General features: G+C 69.1%; 18 protein-coding genes. 11 read left to right on the top strand and 7 right to left on the bottom strand.

The window, feature by feature from the left end:
* Window positions 1-42 precede the first annotated feature (42 nt).
* The 3 genes from B9A95_RS19370 (at window position 43) to B9A95_RS19360 (ending at window position 3667) form a co-directional block, all read left to right on the top strand.
* A complete protein-coding gene (locus tag B9A95_RS19370) occupies window positions 43-1323 on the top strand; it encodes an aspartate aminotransferase type Ic (protein WP_084048783.1) in 1281 nt (426 codons plus the stop codon).
* Window positions 1324-1420: 97 nt separating this feature from the next.
* Window positions 1421-1924 (top strand): MarR family winged helix-turn-helix transcriptional regulator, encoded by a 504-nt coding sequence (locus B9A95_RS19365; RefSeq protein ID WP_084048782.1) that lies wholly within the window; start codon window positions 1421-1423, stop codon window positions 1922-1924.
* Between the two features lie 54 nt (window positions 1925-1978).
* Window positions 1979-3667 (top strand): VOC family protein, encoded by a 1689-nt coding sequence (locus B9A95_RS19360; protein ID WP_084048781.1) that lies wholly within the window; start codon window positions 1979-1981, stop codon window positions 3665-3667.
* A 39-nt stretch (window positions 3668-3706) separates the two neighbouring features.
* On the opposite strand, the gene B9A95_RS19355 is transcribed toward B9A95_RS19360, so the two are convergent.
* The 3 genes from B9A95_RS19355 to B9A95_RS19345 form a co-directional block, all read right to left on the bottom strand.
* A complete protein-coding gene (locus tag B9A95_RS19355) occupies window positions 3707-4399 on the bottom strand; it encodes a DUF2259 domain-containing protein (protein ID WP_084048780.1) in 693 nt (230 codons plus the stop codon).
* 2 nt (window positions 4400-4401) lie between these two features.
* Window positions 4402-4923, bottom strand: a complete 522-nt coding sequence (locus tag B9A95_RS19350) for a hypothetical protein (protein ID WP_084048779.1) — start codon at window positions 4921-4923, stop codon at window positions 4402-4404.
* A 372-nt stretch (window positions 4924-5295) separates the two neighbouring features.
* Entirely contained in the window at window positions 5296-5820 is a 525-nt protein-coding gene (locus B9A95_RS19345) for a hypothetical protein (RefSeq protein ID WP_245808386.1), read from the bottom strand.
* 190 nt (window positions 5821-6010) lie between these two features.
* On the opposite strand from B9A95_RS19345, the gene B9A95_RS19340 reads away from it, so the two are divergent.
* Window positions 6011-6301 carry a hypothetical protein gene (locus tag B9A95_RS19340; RefSeq protein ID WP_084048778.1) on the top strand — a complete coding sequence of 97 codons (291 nt, stop codon included), beginning with the start codon at window positions 6011-6013 and terminating at the stop codon, window positions 6299-6301.
* A 91-nt stretch (window positions 6302-6392) separates the two neighbouring features.
* Here B9A95_RS19340 and B9A95_RS19335 read toward each other — a convergent pair whose 3' ends face one another.
* Window positions 6393-6797: a hypothetical protein gene (locus B9A95_RS19335; protein ID WP_084048777.1), complete on the bottom strand. Its 405-nt coding sequence runs from the start codon at window positions 6795-6797 to the stop codon at window positions 6393-6395.
* Window positions 6798-7003: 206 nt separating this feature from the next.
* Between B9A95_RS19335 and B9A95_RS19330 the strand changes: the two genes are divergently transcribed.
* The 6 genes from B9A95_RS19330 to B9A95_RS19305 all read left to right on the top strand — a co-directional run bounded on the left by B9A95_RS19330 (window position 7004) and on the right by B9A95_RS19305 (window position 12596).
* Entirely contained in the window at window positions 7004-7927 is a 924-nt protein-coding gene (locus B9A95_RS19330) for a sucrase ferredoxin (RefSeq protein WP_170928716.1), read from the top strand.
* Window positions 7924-8922 (top strand): FecCD family ABC transporter permease, encoded by a 999-nt coding sequence (locus tag B9A95_RS19325; protein WP_084048775.1) that lies wholly within the window; start codon window positions 7924-7926, stop codon window positions 8920-8922. Before B9A95_RS19330 ends, B9A95_RS19325 begins: the two co-directional genes overlap by 4 nt.
* A gap of 50 nt (window positions 8923-8972) precedes the next feature.
* On the top strand, window positions 8973-9917 hold the full coding sequence (locus tag B9A95_RS19320; RefSeq protein ID WP_084048774.1) for an ABC transporter substrate-binding protein: 945 nt from the start codon (window positions 8973-8975) through the stop codon (window positions 9915-9917).
* Complete coding sequence (locus B9A95_RS19315) at window positions 9914-10921, top strand: FecCD family ABC transporter permease (RefSeq protein ID WP_084048773.1); 1008 nt, start codon at window positions 9914-9916, stop codon at window positions 10919-10921. Before B9A95_RS19320 ends, B9A95_RS19315 begins: the two co-directional genes overlap by 4 nt.
* 28 nt (window positions 10922-10949) lie before the next feature.
* A complete protein-coding gene (locus tag B9A95_RS19310; RefSeq protein ID WP_084048772.1) occupies window positions 10950-11762 on the top strand; it encodes an ABC transporter ATP-binding protein in 813 nt (270 codons plus the stop codon).
* 642 nt (window positions 11763-12404) lie between these two features.
* Entirely contained in the window at window positions 12405-12596 is a 192-nt protein-coding gene (locus B9A95_RS19305; protein ID WP_139806893.1) for a hypothetical protein, read from the top strand.
* Between the two features lie 5 nt (window positions 12597-12601).
* Here B9A95_RS19305 and B9A95_RS19300 read toward each other — a convergent pair whose 3' ends face one another.
* The 3 genes from B9A95_RS19300 to gatC form a co-directional block, all read right to left on the bottom strand.
* Window positions 12602-12964 carry a nucleotidyltransferase domain-containing protein gene (locus B9A95_RS19300; protein WP_139806892.1) on the bottom strand — a complete coding sequence of 121 codons (363 nt, stop codon included), beginning with the start codon at window positions 12962-12964 and terminating at the stop codon, window positions 12602-12604.
* 224 nt (window positions 12965-13188) lie between these two features.
* Window positions 13189-14481: a serine--tRNA ligase gene (gene serS, locus B9A95_RS19295; RefSeq protein WP_084048769.1), complete on the bottom strand. Its 1293-nt coding sequence runs from the start codon at window positions 14479-14481 to the stop codon at window positions 13189-13191.
* The gene (gatC, locus tag B9A95_RS19290; protein WP_084048768.1) at window positions 14481-14795 is read right to left on the bottom strand and encodes an Asp-tRNA(Asn)/Glu-tRNA(Gln) amidotransferase subunit GatC; all 315 of its coding nucleotides are present in this window, start codon (window positions 14793-14795) and stop codon (window positions 14481-14483) included. Before gatC ends, serS begins: the two co-directional genes overlap by 1 nt.
* A 74-nt stretch (window positions 14796-14869) precedes the next feature.
* On the opposite strand from gatC, the gene B9A95_RS19285 reads away from it, so the two are divergent.
* Entirely contained in the window at window positions 14870-15484 is a 615-nt protein-coding gene (locus B9A95_RS19285; protein WP_084050842.1) for a FlgD immunoglobulin-like domain containing protein, read from the top strand.
* The last annotated feature ends 106 nt before the right edge of the window (window positions 15485-15590 follow it).

Here is a 15590-nt window from a genome sequence, read left to right as displayed (position 1 = left end):
ACAGGCAGACCCGCCCCGCGCCGGGACAGGTAACGTGGGGGCATGACGAACCTGACCTCGCCCCCCGGTTCCCCGGCCCTCGACGCGGCCCGGCAAGCCTACGAAGCTTTTCGTGCGCGCAACCTCAACCTCAATATGCAGCGAGGACAGCCTGCCGACGCGGATTTCGATCTGTCCAACGGCCTCATCACGGTGCTGGACGAGACCGAGTTCAAGATGGACGGCACCGACCTGCGCAACTACCCCGGTGGCATCGCTGGCCTCCCCTCGGCACGGGCGCTCTTTGCGCAGGTGCTGGACGTGAAGGCCGAGAACGTCCTCGTGTGGAACAACTCCAGCCTGGAGCTGCAGGGTCTGGTCCTCACCTTTGCGCTGCTGCACGGCGTGCGGGGCAGCACCGCCCCCTGGGTGGGCCAGCAGCCCAAAATCATCGTGACCACGCCCGGCTATGACCGCCACTTCCTGCTGCTGCAGACGCTGGGCTTTTCCCTCCTGACCGTAGACATGCAGCCCGACGGCCCGGACGTGGACGCCATCGAGCGGCTGGCGGGGGCGGACCCCTCGGTCAAGGGCGTGCTGTTCGTCCCCACCTATTCCAACCCCGGCGGCGAGTCGATCAGCGCCGAGAAAGCGCGGCGGCTGGCGGGCCTGCAGGCGGCGGCTCCCGACTTCACAATATTCGCCGACGACGCCTACCGAATCCACCACCTCTCGGACACCGAACGCGACGAGGCGGTGAACTTCGTGGCGCTCTCGCGCGACGCTGGATACCCCGACCGGGCCTTCGTGTTCGCCTCCACCAGCAAGGTGACCTTCGCGGGTGCGGGCCTGGGTTTCGTGGCAAGCAGCGAAGACCACATCGCGTGGATCAGCAAGTACCTCAACGCGCAGAGCATCGGCCCCAACAAGTTCGAGCAGGCGCGTCACGTCAAGTTTTTGCAAGCGTATCCAGACGGCCTCGAGGGCCTGATGCGGAACCACGCCCAGCTGATCGCGCCCAAGTTTCAGGCCGTGGACGAGGTGCTGCGCGCCGAACTGGGCGAGAGCGGCGAGTACGCGACGTGGACTTCTCCCAAGGGCGGCTACTTCATCTCGCTTGACACCGCCGAACCCGTTGCCGCGCGGGTGGTGGAACTCGCCGCTCGAGCGGGCGTCAGCCTCACGCCCGCCGGAGCCACCTACCCCGCCGGGCAAGACCCACAGAACCGCAACATCCGACTCGCGCCCACCCGCCCACCGGTGGACGAGGTGCGGGCGGCGATGCAGGTGGTAGCGGCGTGCATCCGGCTCGCCACCGAGGAAGCGAGGGGCGCGCGGGCCTGAGGCCACGCCGAAACCGGGCCGCCTCCGACCTGCCGGACGGATCCCACCGGTGCAGGAGCGCTTGATTTCAGCTGCCTTTCCCCCGAGCATAGCCCCCATGCCCACCCGTTACGCAGGCACGCCGGACGAACGAACGGCGCTGGACGCCTACATCAAGCTGTGGCGGGCCGCGCACGCCGTGGAGGTGGCGGCCAACCGTCACCTCTCGGACCACGGCCTCACCATCAGCCAGTTCGGTGTGCTGGAGGCCCTGTACCACCTCGGCTCGCTGAGCCAGCGGCAACTGGCTGACAAGATTTTGCGCTCCAGCGGTAACCTCACCATGGTGATCGACAACCTGGAGCGCGACGGCCTGGTACGCCGCGAGCGCGACGAGCAGGACCGCCGCGTGATGAACGTCCATCTCACCGAAGAGGGGCACGCGCTCGTGGAGTGCGTGCTGCCCGCCCATGTCAGCGGTATCCGCGACCTCTTTACCGTGCTGACGCCCGAGGAACTCGGCGAACTCGCCGCCCTCAGCCGCAAGCTGGGCCGCGCCCTGGCGGACCGGGAGGCCGAGCCGCCAGGAGCCGATGCAGGGAAACGGAGGCGAGGCAGGTAGGTAGGGATTCTTTTTTTGCTGGAATATTGTTTAACGTTAAGTTATTCTAGTTCCATGACCTCCTCCAGCTCCTCCCAGCCCAGCCAGACCGCACCCGGCACTTCTCCCGTCCAGGGCCTGCACCACGTGACGGTGATGGCGGCTGATCCGCAGCGGAACATCGACTTCTACTCGCAGACGCTCGGTCAGCGTCTGGTCAAGGTGACGGTCAATTTCGACGATCCGGGGACGTACCACTTCTACTACGGTGACCTGACCGGGCAGCCGGGCACGATCATGACCCACTTTCCCTGGGTGGGTGCGCGCCGGGGCGTGCGCGGCAACGGTGAGGTGGTGGCGACGGCCTACAGCGCGCCGCGCGGGAGCGGGGCCTACTGGCAGGCGCGGTTGACGGAACACGGCTTTGCGCCGCAAGGGGGAGAGCGCTTCGGCCACCCCGTCCTGACCTTCGAGGACCCCGACGGCACCTGGGTGGAACTGGTCTTCGAGGACGGTGCGGAGGTGCAGCCCTGGCCTGCCAGCCCGGTACCCGCCGAGCACGCCCTGCGCGGCTTTCACTCCGTGACGGCCTGGGTCCGCGATACGGGGAGCGTGCGTGACCTGCTGGTGGGGCACCTCGGCTTCACGGAAGTGGGCAGCGAGGCCGACCCCGAAGGCACGCGAACCCGTTTTCAGGGCAGTGGAGACGGCGTGGGCCTCTTCGTCGACGTGGTGGAACGGCCCGGCAAACCCCGCGGGCAGTTTGGGGCAGGCAGCGTGCATCACGTGGCGCTGCGCACGCGGGGCGATGCCGAGCAGGAGGCGTACCTGACAGCCCTGACGGCGGCAGGCCACCACCCCACACCCGTGCAGGACCGGCAGTACTTCCATTCCATCTACTTCCGCGAGCCGAACGGCGTGCTGTTCGAGATCGCCACCGACGCGCCCGGCTTTGCCGACGACGAACCCGTGGAGGAACTGGGGCGGCACCTCAAGCTGCCCGAATGGTTCGAGTCTCGCCGCGCCACCATCGAGGCGCACGTGCCCCGGATCGTCAGTCGGGAATACGGCGTGACCATCGGTACGCGGGAACCGGAGGACGCCGTTGCCACTCCCAGCGGCTCCACAGCTGCAGGGCCCGCCAGCAACGAGAACATCCAGGTCTACGCGGCAGGGCGCTCGCCTGGACAGGCGCGGGTGGCGATGGTCCTGTTGCACGGCCGGGGTGGCACGGCCGGAGACATCCTCTCGCTGGAAAAAGAGCTGAACCTCAGCGCCTTCGCGTATCTGGCTCCGCAGGCTCCCGGGAACTCGTGGTACCCGCAGTCTTTCCTCGCGCCCGTGGAGCACAACCAGCCGCAGCTGAACGAGGCGCTCGCCACAGTGGAACTGCTGCTGAACGAACTGGAAGCGCAGGGCATCCCGTCAGAAAACGTGGTGTTGGGCGGCTTCTCGCAGGGCGCGTGCCTGGCGCTGGAATACGCCAGCCGCTCGGGCCGCAGGCTGGGCGGAGTGGCGGCGCTGAGTGGGGCGCTTATCACGCTGGACGGGACAGCTCCGCTGGAGGGCCTCCCCATCTTTATGGGCGTGGCTCCCGACGACGCCCATATTCCCCTGGTCCGCTTTCGGGCGAGCGCCGAGCACCTACGTCAGCGGGGCGCGCGGGTGCAGAGCGAAGTCTACCCCGGCCTGGGGCACAGCATCGGCCGGGAGGAAGTGGACGCCGTGCGGGCCATGATGCAGGGGGTGGCGGGGAGACTCTGAGCGGGAGCGGTGCAAAGCCGACTTTTCCCCTTCCCTACGTCACTTCAGCGTCGCCGCGACGGCCACGACTTCCGCATTCGGCCCCTCGAATCCGGGGGAGTAGGCCCGCAGGAGGAACACGGCCCGGTTACCCTGCACATACACGTGGTCCAGGGCATACCGAGCCGCGCACGCGCGGGCCGGAGGCAGGGTCCGGTCGAGGTGAACCACCTGCCTGCCCACCTTTAGGGTGAACCCAGCGGGCTGCGCGCGTGGAGGCAGCGTGTCGCGCCAGCGGCAGGAGGAAGGCAGGGGCCGAACCTCCAGCCGCACCGCCACGGGACGGGTCCACAGCCGCACGGGGAAGGTGGCCGCCTGCCCCGCGCCCAGCCCCTCGGACCACGCCGGCGAGAGGGTGGTCCAGGAACGGGCGTAGACCGCGCGGGCCGCCGGCCTGGGCGTGATTCTCAGCCGCGCGAGCCGGGCCTGCTCGCGCGTGAGCAGGGCCTGCACCACCGCCGAAACAGGGAGGGTTTCCGAACGGGTCCGGGCCTCCAGCAGCGTACGGCCCGTTCCCGTATCCAGGACGGTGAGCGCGGCGTCGCTGAAGCCGCTGCCGTCCTGCACGCCGCCCGTCACGATGAGAGCGTGGGTGCCGTCCGCCGTGAACATAACGCGCTGCACCTCCGGGCGGTCTCCGGCCTGTGCGGTGGACACCAGCGCCAGCAGGGTCAGAACGGTGCGGGCGACCATTCTCAAAATCTCACGCTGCCCAGCACACGGGTGAACACCGCGTTGCTCGCGGTGAAGCGCTCCGGCGTATCGGTAATCTGAAAGGAATAGAGGTTTTTGGCTCCATTGCCAAACCAGACGCGCAGCCGCAGCTTGCCCTTGCTGTGCGTCAGGGTGTACTGCCGCTCGATGCCACGTACTCCCCCGTAGGAGACGCTCTTGGTCCCCAGCATGGAGAGCTTGCCGCCGGTCTGCTTCACGCCTGCCTCAAAGCCCGCGAACTCCTGCGCCGGATCGCCCGGCTTGCCGTTCTTGGGCATGAACAGCAGCCGGATCAGCGCGGCGGGCGGCGTCTTGGCCGAGACCATGCTGACCCCACTCGTGCCGTCCTTGAAATTCACGCCCAGCCAGCCCTGAGGCACACTGACCCGAAAGGGCAGGCGGGCGTCTTTCAGCGGAACGAGCGTCTGCGCCCCCGCCGTGCCGAACAGCGCAGCGGTTCCGAAGGTCAGGGCGACCAGGGAGACGGACAGGAACCTCTTCATGAGATTGACGCTACCGTGGCCTCATGAGGGGTGCCCATGGGGAACGCCCTTCCCCCAGCCTTCCCGCGCCACCGTGAAGCACACCGGCCCTGCGGCGTCCGCGGAGAAGGCCCCTCCACATCGCCGGTCCACCTCGGAGCCGTGCAGCTGCACGCTGGCGCGGGTGCGGCGCAGACGCGGGGCACGCCCAGCGACGCCGCCACCGCATTCCCAAGCAGGCCCGACTGTGGCCCCGTTCACGCTCGCGGCGGGGATGGAGGGAGACTGGCACGGCGGCCCGCACATTCCAGCACGGGGCGCAACTCCGGGCGGAACACAATCCCGGCGCTCGGCCCAGTTGCTCTCCCATCCGGGGCAGCATCCCCCATGGTCCTAGACCTGCCCTGCCCGGGCGAGTTCGTCCACGAACAGGGGCGGTGTGGTGGCTTCCACCCGCTCCCACACGCGCCCGAGGGCGTCGGGGTCCAGCAGCGGCGCGGCCAGCGACAGGCAAGTGAGATGGTGAACGCAGACCTGCCTGACCCCCACCTCGCCCAGGCGCGCACGCTCCGCGGGGGTCAGGAGGGCTGCAAAGGCTTCGAGGCTGCCCAGCGCGGGATGCCCCCCCTGACGCAACGCCGCGCGCAGGAACTCGGCCACCTGGGCCGGATTGAGCCAGAACCCGAACATCAGTTCGTCCGTCAGGGCGTCGAGGTCGCGCATTCGTCCCGGTGCCAGGCCCTCGCGAATCAAATGGCCAGCGAGGTCTTGCCGCCTGAGCCGGCGCGCCGCGTACTCGGGCAGCGCGAGGAGAGAACCGGGCGGCGTCACGCGGCCTCCCACTGCCGTTCTGAGGCGGTAGGCCAGCACGTAGCCCTGATACTCCAGGAGCATGTCCTTGAGGCCGCCGCTGCTCACGCCGCCATTCTAGGGACGGCCGCCCGCAACACCGTGAGGCAACCCCCAGGCAGGGCCAGAGCAAGCAGATGCAGCGTCGGGACAAAGGCCACCCGCCGCGCCCGTACTCTGAAAGTGTAGAGACAATTTGGCCGTGGGCTCCCACCATCTGGGCGGGGGGCAGGGTCAGGATTCGGGGGAGTGAACAGGAATGCAGTTACTGAAGCGGGCGCACGAGTTCGAGTACCGGGATCACCGGGGGGTGGACCAATTGGGCACGGCCGACGTGTGGGTGGCGGGGGGCGGCGAACGGGCCGTCCTCGTGCTGCGCGGCCTGTGCGTCTTGGACGTCCTCGCCCACGCCCAGGAAGCGCTGAGCACCCTGCACGTCACCTGGCTGCCCTACCTGCTGCGCCCCGACGTTCACCTCGAAGTCCTCGTGCTGCGTCCCCCCGGTGAGGCGAGCAAGGCCCGCGCCCTGGTGCTGCCCCTCTGCGCGTGACCTGGAAGCGGCGCCGCAGGCAGCAGGTGCTGAAGAGTTCTGCGCTCTGCCCAGGTCCAAAACCGCTGGGCCCTTTGACGGCGAGCCGCCCTCACTCCAGCACGTACTTCACGCCCTCCTCGAACCGCACGTCGCCAACCTGAGCACGCGACAGAACCTGATTGCGCCGCCAGGGCATCCAATCGGTCTGGCCCGTAGACGAGCGCAGGAACCCGTGCAGGCCCACCTCCACCGTGCGGACCTGGCCCGACAGCCAGCCGCCCAGGACGGCGCGCAGCGTCTCAGCGTCGCGCAGAGGACCGGTCAGGCGGGCCGAGGGAACAGGGCTGCCCGCCGCCGCATGCGGAGCATAGAGGTCCACGGTAAATCCCTCGGCGGAGCGCAGAACGGCGAGGGCCACCTCACGCGGCAGGGGCTGGGCAAAAGTTACGTGCAGGTCCAGTTCATGGCCGCGCACGCCCTTGTCGGTCCGGGATGAAGTGGGAGGCCGCGTCATGAAGAGAGGGTAGCAGGGGTGGGAAGGGAGGACAGCATTCCCACCGTCACTGGACACCTTAATCTTGACTTCCTTACTCAGGTTAGTCAGGATGCTGAAGTGATGTCGTGCCGTCTGCTCCTTCGCCCCCTCCTCTTCTCCATGGCCCGCCCACCCCTGTGACGGCTCCCGCTCCTGTCTCCCGGCTGTCCCTGTGTTCGGAGGGCGTGCCCGTTCCCGGCGAGCGTCCACAGGGCACGGCCCACCGCTGGAACACCTGCTTTGCCCTGGAGGCCACGCCCCGCGAGTGGGACCGGATGCGTGACCCGGCGGGCTGGAGCGCCCGCCAACGTGAGGTGATGGGCCGCCTGGGCGAGCACGTTCGCGCCTCGGGACTGGGCTACGGCCTGCTGATGTTCACGTCTACACGCCTGGAACGGGGGGAAGGCGGGCTGCGCCGGGTGCGCGTCTACACCCGGCCACACGGGGCCTTTGCCAGCTATGACCGCGCCGATTACCAGCTGCACGGCGAAGAGCTGTTCGCCCTGATGGAGGCGGCGCTGCTGGATACTCCCCATCCCGAACTGGAGGAGCGCCGCGCACAGACGCCCAGCGGGTCCGACTGGCACGTCTGCACCCACGGACGGGTAGACGCGGCGTGCGGCAAGTTCGGGGTGCCCCTGGAGGCGGCCTTAAGCAGCACACCGGAAGGAAAACGCGTATGGCGCACCTCACACTTCGGGGGGCACCGCTTTGCTCCGACGGTGCAGGAACTCCCCGCCGGGCGGACCTGGGCGCACATGACCCCAGAATTGACCGGCAGGCTGATGAGGCGCGAGGGCGATCACCGCGTCCTCGCCCCCCACTACCGGGGCTGGTCTGCCCTGGAGCCCCTGGCGCAGGTGGCGGAGGCGGAGGCGTTCGCCCGCTCGGGGTGGTGGTGGCTGGACACCCCAAAGGCGGCGCAGACGCAGCAACGCGAGGAGGACCGGGCCACCGTGCAGCTCGATTTCGTGGGGCCGGACGGCACGCCGGGCACCCTCACCGCAGAGGTGGAAATCACCCACCATCTCCAGACCCGGGGCAGCAGCCACAAGCCCGGTACGAGTGCCGCTCCCCAGTATTCGGTTCGCTTCCTGGAGAACGGATGACCGCGCTGCCCGCTGAAAGCCCCCGCCCCACCCTGCTGTGGTACGCGGTGGGCCTGACGCTGCTGCTTCTCGCCGGACTCGCCTCACTGGCCTTCGGAGCGCTGAATCTCAACCCGGTACGCGCGCTGTCGCTGCTGCTGCATCCCGGGAACAGCAGTGACAGTCTGGTGGTCTGGACCCTGCGCGGTCCGCGCACGGTGGCGGCGCTGCTGGCCGGTGCGGCCCTGGGGGTCAGCGGAGCGCTGCTGCAGGGCGTCACGCGCAATCCGCTCGCAGACCCCGGCATCCTGGGCGTGGAGGCGGGCGCCGCCCTCGCGCTGCTTGCCACGGTGGTGTTCCTGCCGGGGTTCAGCGGGCTGGGCGTGCCCCTCGCCTTTGCCGGTGGTCTGGGCGCGGCGGGATTGACGCTGGCCTTCGCGTCCCGCACGGGGCTGACGCCCATTCGCCTGGCCCTTGCCGGAGTGGCCGTTGCGGCCCTGTGCGCCGCCCTGACGCGCGGCATTCAGCTGCTGTGGGAGGAACGCGCGCAGGGAGCGGTCTTCGCCCTCGCGGGCAGCGTCGCGGGCCGTACCTGGCTGCAGGTGGGGCAGGCCGCGCCGTGGATCATGGCCGGCCTGATGGCCGCCTTCGTGCTCGCCCGGCGGGTCAACGTCCTCGCGCTGGGTGAGGACGTGGCGCGGGGCCTGGGCGTGAACACCCGGCGAGACACGCTGCTCGTCAGTGGGCTGGGCGTGCTGCTCGCCGCCGCGGCCGTCTCTCTCACAGGCCCCATCGGGTACGTCGGCCTCGTGGTGCCGCACCTCACGCGTGGACTGCTGGGGCGAGACCACCGCCTCACGCTGCCGCTTTCCGCGCTGCTGGGCGGGGCACTGCTGACGTTCGCGGACGTGGCGGCCCGGCTGATCGACAAACCCGCCGAGACGCCTGTGGGGATCCTGATCGCCGCGCTGGGGACACCGTTTTTTATCGCGCTGGCGCGGCGGCAAAGGGCGTAGGGTCGCCAGTTTTCAGCCGCCTGCAAAACACCTCTTTTTAAGGAATCTCGATGAACAAAATCTCTATCTCTTCCCTCCTCCTGACCCTCACCCTCGGTGGCCTCTCCGCGCAGGCCGCCCCCATCACCGTCCAGACGGAGAACGGACCGCTGACGCTGCCACAGCCTGCCAAGCGGGTGATTGCGCTGGAATACTCGTACCTCGACACGCTGGAAGCGCTGGGCCTGACCGCCACTGGAGCCGCCCTCACCACGCAGGGCGGGGACCGGGGAGCACCCGCGTACCTGAAGCCGCTCGTGACCGATGTCAAGCCCGTCGGCTCCCGGGCACAGCCCAACCTCGAAACCATCCTGACGCTGAAGCCCGATCTGATCCTGGCCGACGCCCTGGGGCAGAAGGCGGCTTTGCCCGCTTTGGGCCGCATCGCCCCCACCGCCGTGTACCAGAACCGCCGGGGCAGTTACGACGACGTGCTGGCGCAGGTGCTGGACATCGGCAAGTTGACGGGGCGGGAGGCGCGGGCGCGGCAACTGCTCGGCGAGCAGGCGGGACTGGTGGCGAAGGCCACCGCCTTTACGAAGAAAAACGCACCGGGGCTGGTGGTGGCCGTGGCCACGGAGGACAGCTTCACCGTCCACACCACCGACTCCTTTATTGGCAGCCTGCTGGGCAAACTGGGCCGCAGGAACCTCGCCCAGCCGCAGGGCGGCAACACGCAGTACGAGCTCGGCCTGGAGGGGCTGGTGGCCCTCAACCCCGGCACGCTGGTGGTGCTGACGGGCGCGAACGAGGTGTCCCTGACGCGCAAGTGGGCGCAAAGCCCGCTGTGGCGGGGGCTGAATGCCGTGAACCGGGGCCGCGTGTACGAGTTTGACCGGGACCTGTGGACCCGTTCTCGCGGGCCCATCGCGCTGCGGCGCATCTTCGCCCAGGCAATCGAGAGCGGGCTGCTGGGGGACAAGGCACCGGCGAGAGACTACGCTTTCCGCCCATGACGCACCTCCCGGCCCAACGCGCCCGGCCCGCCCTGGCCGTGCCCCTCGCCCTGCTGGTTCTGGCGCTCGGCCTCGGCTTTCTGGCACTGGGGTTGGGGGCCGTCGCCACACCGCCCGCCCAACTGTGGGCCGGACTCACCGGAGGCGACGCCCTGACCCGGCAACTCGTATTGGAGCTGCGGCTGCCGCGCGTGCTCGCGTCGCTTCTCGGCGGGGCCATGTTTGCCGTGAGCGGAGCCCTGCTTCAGGGCGTGGCGCGCAATCCGCTCGCCAGCCCGGACCTGGTGGGCGTGGGGGCGGGCGCGGGGCTGGCGGTAACCTTGCTGCTGCTCGCCTTTCCGGGTTCACCCGCCTGGGCGCTGCCGTGGGGCGCGTTCGCGGGAGCGTGGCTCGCCTTTCTGACGGTGCTGACGCTCGCACGGGACGGTGCGCGCCTTCCGCCCGTGCGCCTCGCCCTGCTGGGCATCGCGGTGGCTGCCGCTCTGGGAGCCGCGCAGCAACTCCTGCTCGTGCGTGCGCCTGACGGGGTGGGGGCTGCACTGACCTTTCTGACGGGCACAGTGTACGGAGCCGACTGGGACCGGCTCGGACGGCTGTGGCCGTGGGCCGCTGCCGGGCTGCCCGCCACGCTGCTTCTCGCCCACCGCCTGGATTTGCTGGCTCTGGGCGAGGATTCGGCCACCGCGCTCGGCGTAAGGGTGCCCCTGGCCCGGTACGTGGCCCTTACCGTCGCCGTGGGTTTGGCCGCCGCCGCCGTGAGTGCCTGCGGCATCCTGGGTTTCGTGGGCCTCGTCGCGCCGCACCTCGCGCGGCTGCTCGTAGGGCCCCGGCACCTCCTCATGCTGCCCACCGCCGGACTGCTGGGCGCGCTGCTGGTCCTGCTGGCCGACACCGTGGGCCGCGCCGCCCTGCCCCCGCTGGAGATTCCGGCGGGCCTGATCACCACGCTGCTGGGCGCGCCATACTTCCTGTTCCTGTTGCGCCGCAGCGCGAAGGCGGGATGAGGTGTCTCCCCAACCGAAGAAAGGCGACATGACCCACCCCTCCCTGCAAACCCGGGCGCTGACGCTGGGCTACGGCCCGCACACCACGCTTCAGGACCTCAACCTCAGCGTGGCGGCGGGGCGCATCACCACGCTCGTGGGAGCCAACGGCTGCGGCAAGAGCACGCTGCTGCGCGCCCTCTCACGGCTACTCGCGCCCAGCGGAGGTTCGGTGCTGCTGGACGGCGGGGATCTCCACCGCCTGCCCGCGCGGGAAGTGGCGCGTAAACTCGCCATTCTGCCGCAGGGCCCCACCGCGCCCGAGGGCCTGACCGTGGAAGGGCTGGTGTGGTTTGGCCGCCACCCACATCAGGGCCTGCTGGCCGCGCGGGGTGGGCACGACCGCGAGCGGGTGGCCTGGGCCCTGGCGCAGACCGGCATGACCGCCTTCGCGTCGCGGCCTCTGGAAGCCCTGAGCGGCGGACAGCGGCAGCGGGCCTGGATCGCCATGAGCCTGGCGCAGGACACACCTGTGCTGCTGCTGGACGAACCCACCACGTACCTGGACCTCAGCCACCAGCTGGAGGTGCTGCACCTCGTTCAGCGCCTGAACCGCGAGCAGGGCAAGACGGTGGTGATGGTCCTGCACGACCTCAACCAGGCTGTGCGCTACAGCGACGAACTGGTGGCCGTGGCGAATGGGCGCGTGTACGCCCAGGGAGACCCGGCCAAGCTGATGACGCCGGAACTCCTGCGCGACGTGTTCGGTCTGCGGGCACACCTGCTCACCGATCCCGACACGGGCCGCCCACACCTCATTCCTTACGGACTGGCGCGGCGGGTGGACGGGGAGGGGTTGTAGGCGGTTGAACACGGCCAGCAAGACAGGCAGCGGCCGCAAAGTCCCCAGGTCCGGCACCCGGCCCATCTCGGCTCCAGTCTGCGCCTCGGCTCCAGTGGCTGGGGAGCGGTTGACGGCCAGCACGTCCGGGACCAGGGCGTTGCTCCCCGCGTCAGGCCAGGTCCGCAGATCGTCCACGATGCGGCTGATGCGGACGCCGGCGATCCGGGCCAGCAGGACGCCAGGTCCAGCGACGGCGCCGTCGCGCCGCAGGAGCCCGTCCTGGGTGTCACGGCGGGGCACGCCGCTGCGGTGCCGGGCCACCACTTCCCGGGCGCCATTCTCCCCAAGGCCCATCCAAGTTCGCTCGCCGGGCCCGGTCAAAAGGAAGTCCTCCCTTTGACCAATGCGCCAACGGTCTTCCAGCGGCGTCCGCAAGGTCCGCCAGTTCCACTCCCGGTTTTGCAGGAAGGAACGGGTGGCGTCGCCAAAGGCGATGTCCCAGTTCTGAAAGGCGTTCACGCAGTCCAGCAGCGCCTGGGCCGTTTGCCGCGAGGGCGAGGCCAGCACCTGACCGATGGCGTCCACCAGCCCCTCGGGTTTGTCGGAGGCCTCCTGCAAACGGCGCATCAACCACTTGTGGTACGGGTAGAGGATGCGGTTGTGCGCCAGAAAGAGCCGGCCAGCGTACAGGGCCAGCTCGGCGCTGACGTGCCGGAGCAGGTACAGGTCCTGCCGCTTTTCGCCCTCTCCGATGTACCAGTTCATGATCAGGAGCTGACTGTAAAAGTCGCGCATCTTCTCCGCCCGTTCCTGCTGCGGGTAGGCGGCGACGCGCTCCAGCAGTTCGGGTAACTCCGTCAGGTGCGAGAAGACGGGAAACGCGCCGACGAAGGCCGCCCGCGCCGGCCCGCTGCCCCGTCCCGCAGGAACGCCAGGTCCACCACCTTACTGTCCACATGGCCGCCCGCGTAGTCGCAATCGGCCTGATCGAAATAGCCGAAGTCCTGCGCGGCTTCCCGTCGCCGCGCTTCCTCAGGTGTGGCGATAAACACCACGTCCACGTCCGAATCCTCCCGCCCGTACTCCTTGGCAAGCGAGCCGCCGACGATCAGCGCCGAAAAACGGGCGTCCTCACCAAACCGCTCCCGCAACCGCTCCACGGTGCGCCAGTGGTGGGGCCAGAGGACGGGGCCTTGGGGTGGAGACGCAAGCGGTGCCATGAGGTTCATGCCAGCCGCTGCGAACGCTGAGAAGCGCGCATCTGGAAGGCTTTTCACGCCGTAGCTGCGTCCCGGACGACTTCTGTGGGGGCGCACCAGTTGGGGATTTCGCCGTTGGTACGCCCCCTTACCCCTATCTTGAGCTGGGCCTTCTCCGCTGCGCCGCTCTCCCCAGGAGAGGGGGCCACCGGCATATATTTCCGCTTTGCGTGAGCCGCTTGTCCCTACGCCGTCACGCCCTCCCGTACGGGCCGCCCCAGCACCTCGCGGCCACCCAGGTAGGGGCGCAGGGCGGCGGGGACGCGCACGGTGCCGTTGGCCTGCTGGTGGTTTTCAAGCAGTGGAACGAGGATTCGCGGCGTGGCGATGCCCGTGTTGTTCAGCGTGTGGGCAAACACCAGCTTGCCGTGTTCGTCGCGGTAGCGCAGGCCGGTGCGGCGGGCCTGCCAGTCGCCCAGGTACGAGCAGGAGTGCGTCTCGCGGTACAGCCCCTCGCTGGGCACCCAGGTTTCGATGTCGTACATGAGTACCTTGCCCGCACCCATGTCGCCCGTACAGTTCTGGACCACGCGGTAGGGCAGTTCCAGGGCGCGCAGCAGGTCCTCGGCGTTTTTCAGCAGGGTACTGAACCAGCGCAGGGCTTCCCCCTCATCGGCGCGGCACAGCACGTACTGCTCCACCTTGCGGAACTCGTGGACGCGAATCAGGCCGCGGACGTCCCGGCCTGCCGAGCCGGCCTCGCTGCGGAAGGCGGCGCTGAGGGCGGCATACGTGATGGGCAGCTGGTCCAGCGCCAATTGCTCGCCCGCGTAGAGGCTGTTTACCGGCACTTCCGCTGTGCCCGCCAGCATCAATTCATCGCCCTCGATCTTGTAGACCTGATCCTCGCCGCCGGGAAAGTGGCCTGAGCCCACGAAGGCTTCGGGGCGGGCGAGGGCGGTGGTGGTCAGGGGCGTGAAGCCGCGCGCAGTCAGAAACTCCATCGCGAACATCTGCACGGCCATCTCCAGCAGCGCCGCCTCGCCCTTGAGGAGGTACGAGCGGCTGCCCGACACCCGCGCCACCCGCTCGGGGTCCGCCCAGCCCTGGCGCTCCAGCAGTTCCACGTGGTCCAGCGGCGTGAAGGCGAAGGCGGGCGGCCGGCCCTCGCGGCGCAGCTCCACGTTCTCGGCGTCGTCCTTGCCGACAGGCACTTCCGGATGCGGAACATTGGGAACGCGCAACAACAGCTGCTTCAGCGCGTCCTCGTGGGCGCGCAGGGTGGGTTCCAGGACCTTGATCTCCTCGGCAAGGTCCTTGCCCTTCTGGATCAGGGCCGTCCGCTCGGTGGGCGTGGCCTTGGGGACCAGCTTGGCGTTGGCGTTGCGCTCGGCCTGCAACGCTTCTACCTTCTGCCGCAGTTCCACGAGTTCGCGGTCAATCTGCAGCAAGTCGCCCAAGTCCAGGCTCACGCCCTTGACCTCAATGGCGCGCCGCACGGCGTCCGGGTTCTCGCGGATGAACTTCAAATCGAGCATCAGTCGGCCTCCACCGTGCGCGGCACCTTCACGAAGCCGTCTTGCATCTCGGGCGCGAGGGCAGCCAACACTTCAGGGGGGAAGGGTTGGCTGGGTTGATCGTCGCGCAGAACGTTAACGAGGGCGACAGGACGCTGCATTTCCTCCAATCCTCCCGTCTCCACGGCGCTGAGCTGCTGAAAGTACCCCAGGATGCTGCTCAGGTCTTCGCGCATCGTCTCGCGCTCCTCGGGGGTGAGCTGCAGGCGAGCCAGGTGCGCGAGGTGTTGGACTTCGGCCTCGCTGATGGTGGGGTGAACGGGGGCAGTCTCCATAATGAAAGGGAGTATACGGCCCGGTCCCACTGCGCCTCATGCAGCGTCAGGCGCGGGACGCGAGGCTGGGAGGTATGACACCCAGACTCCTGCTGACCCTGGCCCTCACCGGGGGCCTGTTCGCCTCGGCCATCGACGTAAGGGACATCCCCGCCCTGCCGCCCGGCGTCTCGGTACCAACGCCGCGCCCCAGCACTCCGGGCCCCGCCCCCGCTCCCACGCCCAAACCTCCGGCCACCACCCCGACCACGGCAACGCCCCCCTCGGTGAAGCCCAGCCCCTCCACCCTGCCCGTTGGCCCCACGCTGGGGCAGGCGCACCGGGCCACCCTGCGCGGGCCCACAACGCTCAGGGCAGGCGGTGAGGCGGCAACCTGGACCCTGCAACTCACGAACACGGGGCAGACCGACATCAAGCTGCAACACGGGGCCTGTGACCTGAAGTTCGAGGTGCTGGACGCTTCCGGCAAGATCGTCCGTCCCGCCGTCACGAACACCATCTGCACCCAGCAGATTGTCGAAACCCAGGCCGGACCAGGCGAGACGACGGACGTGCTTGGGGTGCGCTGGGACGGCAAGGACGAGAACGGCAACGTGCTGCCCGCCGGAACCTACACCCTGCGCGCCGCCTTCTGGGACCGCAAGGTGAGCATTCGCCCAGCAGCGGTGACGGTGCGGCTGACGCAGTAGGAGCGCTCAGCCGGCCCCCTTGCCCTGTTCTCCCCACGCAGTCCCCCGCATTCCAGCGGGGGGCTTTTGTGCGGCCTCCGCACCGGCCCTCCGCCTTTTGACGGAT

The organism is Deinococcus hopiensis KR-140, from assembly GCF_900176165.1.
In the GTDB taxonomy this organism is placed as follows: domain Bacteria; phylum Deinococcota; class Deinococci; order Deinococcales; family Deinococcaceae; genus Deinococcus; species Deinococcus hopiensis.
This window is presented reverse-complemented; position numbering and strand designations above follow the sequence as displayed.

Bases quoted from the DNA above. Each gene is read 5' to 3' on its own strand.
- B9A95_RS19310 (WP_084048772.1), top strand. From the start codon at position 10,950: ATGACCCACCCCTCCCTGCAAACCCGGGCGCTGACGCTGGGCTACGGC.
- gatC (WP_084048768.1), bottom strand. From the start codon at position 14,795: ATGGAGACTGCCCCCGTTCACCCCACCATCAGCGAGGCCGAAGTCCAA.
- B9A95_RS19325 (WP_084048775.1), top strand. From the start codon at position 7,924: ATGACCGCGCTGCCCGCTGAAAGCCCCCGCCCCACCCTGCTGTGGTAC.
- B9A95_RS19300 (WP_139806892.1), bottom strand. From the start codon at position 12,964: ATGGCACCGCTTGCGTCTCCACCCCAAGGCCCCGTCCTCTGGCCCCAC.
- B9A95_RS19355 (WP_084048780.1), bottom strand. From the start codon at position 4,399: ATGGTCGCCCGCACCGTTCTGACCCTGCTGGCGCTGGTGTCCACCGCA.
- serS (WP_084048769.1), bottom strand. From the start codon at position 14,481: ATGCTCGATTTGAAGTTCATCCGCGAGAACCCGGACGCCGTGCGGCGC.
- B9A95_RS19285 (WP_084050842.1), top strand. From the start codon at position 14,870: ATGACACCCAGACTCCTGCTGACCCTGGCCCTCACCGGGGGCCTGTTC.
- B9A95_RS19370 (WP_084048783.1), top strand. From the start codon at position 43: ATGACGAACCTGACCTCGCCCCCCGGTTCCCCGGCCCTCGACGCGGCC.
- B9A95_RS19340 (WP_084048778.1), top strand. From the start codon at position 6,011: ATGCAGTTACTGAAGCGGGCGCACGAGTTCGAGTACCGGGATCACCGG.
- B9A95_RS19350 (WP_084048779.1), bottom strand. From the start codon at position 4,923: ATGAAGAGGTTCCTGTCCGTCTCCCTGGTCGCCCTGACCTTCGGAACC.
- B9A95_RS19365 (WP_084048782.1), top strand. From the start codon at position 1,421: ATGCCCACCCGTTACGCAGGCACGCCGGACGAACGAACGGCGCTGGAC.
- B9A95_RS19360 (WP_084048781.1), top strand. From the start codon at position 1,979: ATGACCTCCTCCAGCTCCTCCCAGCCCAGCCAGACCGCACCCGGCACT.
- B9A95_RS19320 (WP_084048774.1), top strand. From the start codon at position 8,973: ATGAACAAAATCTCTATCTCTTCCCTCCTCCTGACCCTCACCCTCGGT.
- B9A95_RS19315 (WP_084048773.1), top strand. From the start codon at position 9,914: ATGACGCACCTCCCGGCCCAACGCGCCCGGCCCGCCCTGGCCGTGCCC.
- B9A95_RS19335 (WP_084048777.1), bottom strand. From the start codon at position 6,797: ATGACGCGGCCTCCCACTTCATCCCGGACCGACAAGGGCGTGCGCGGC.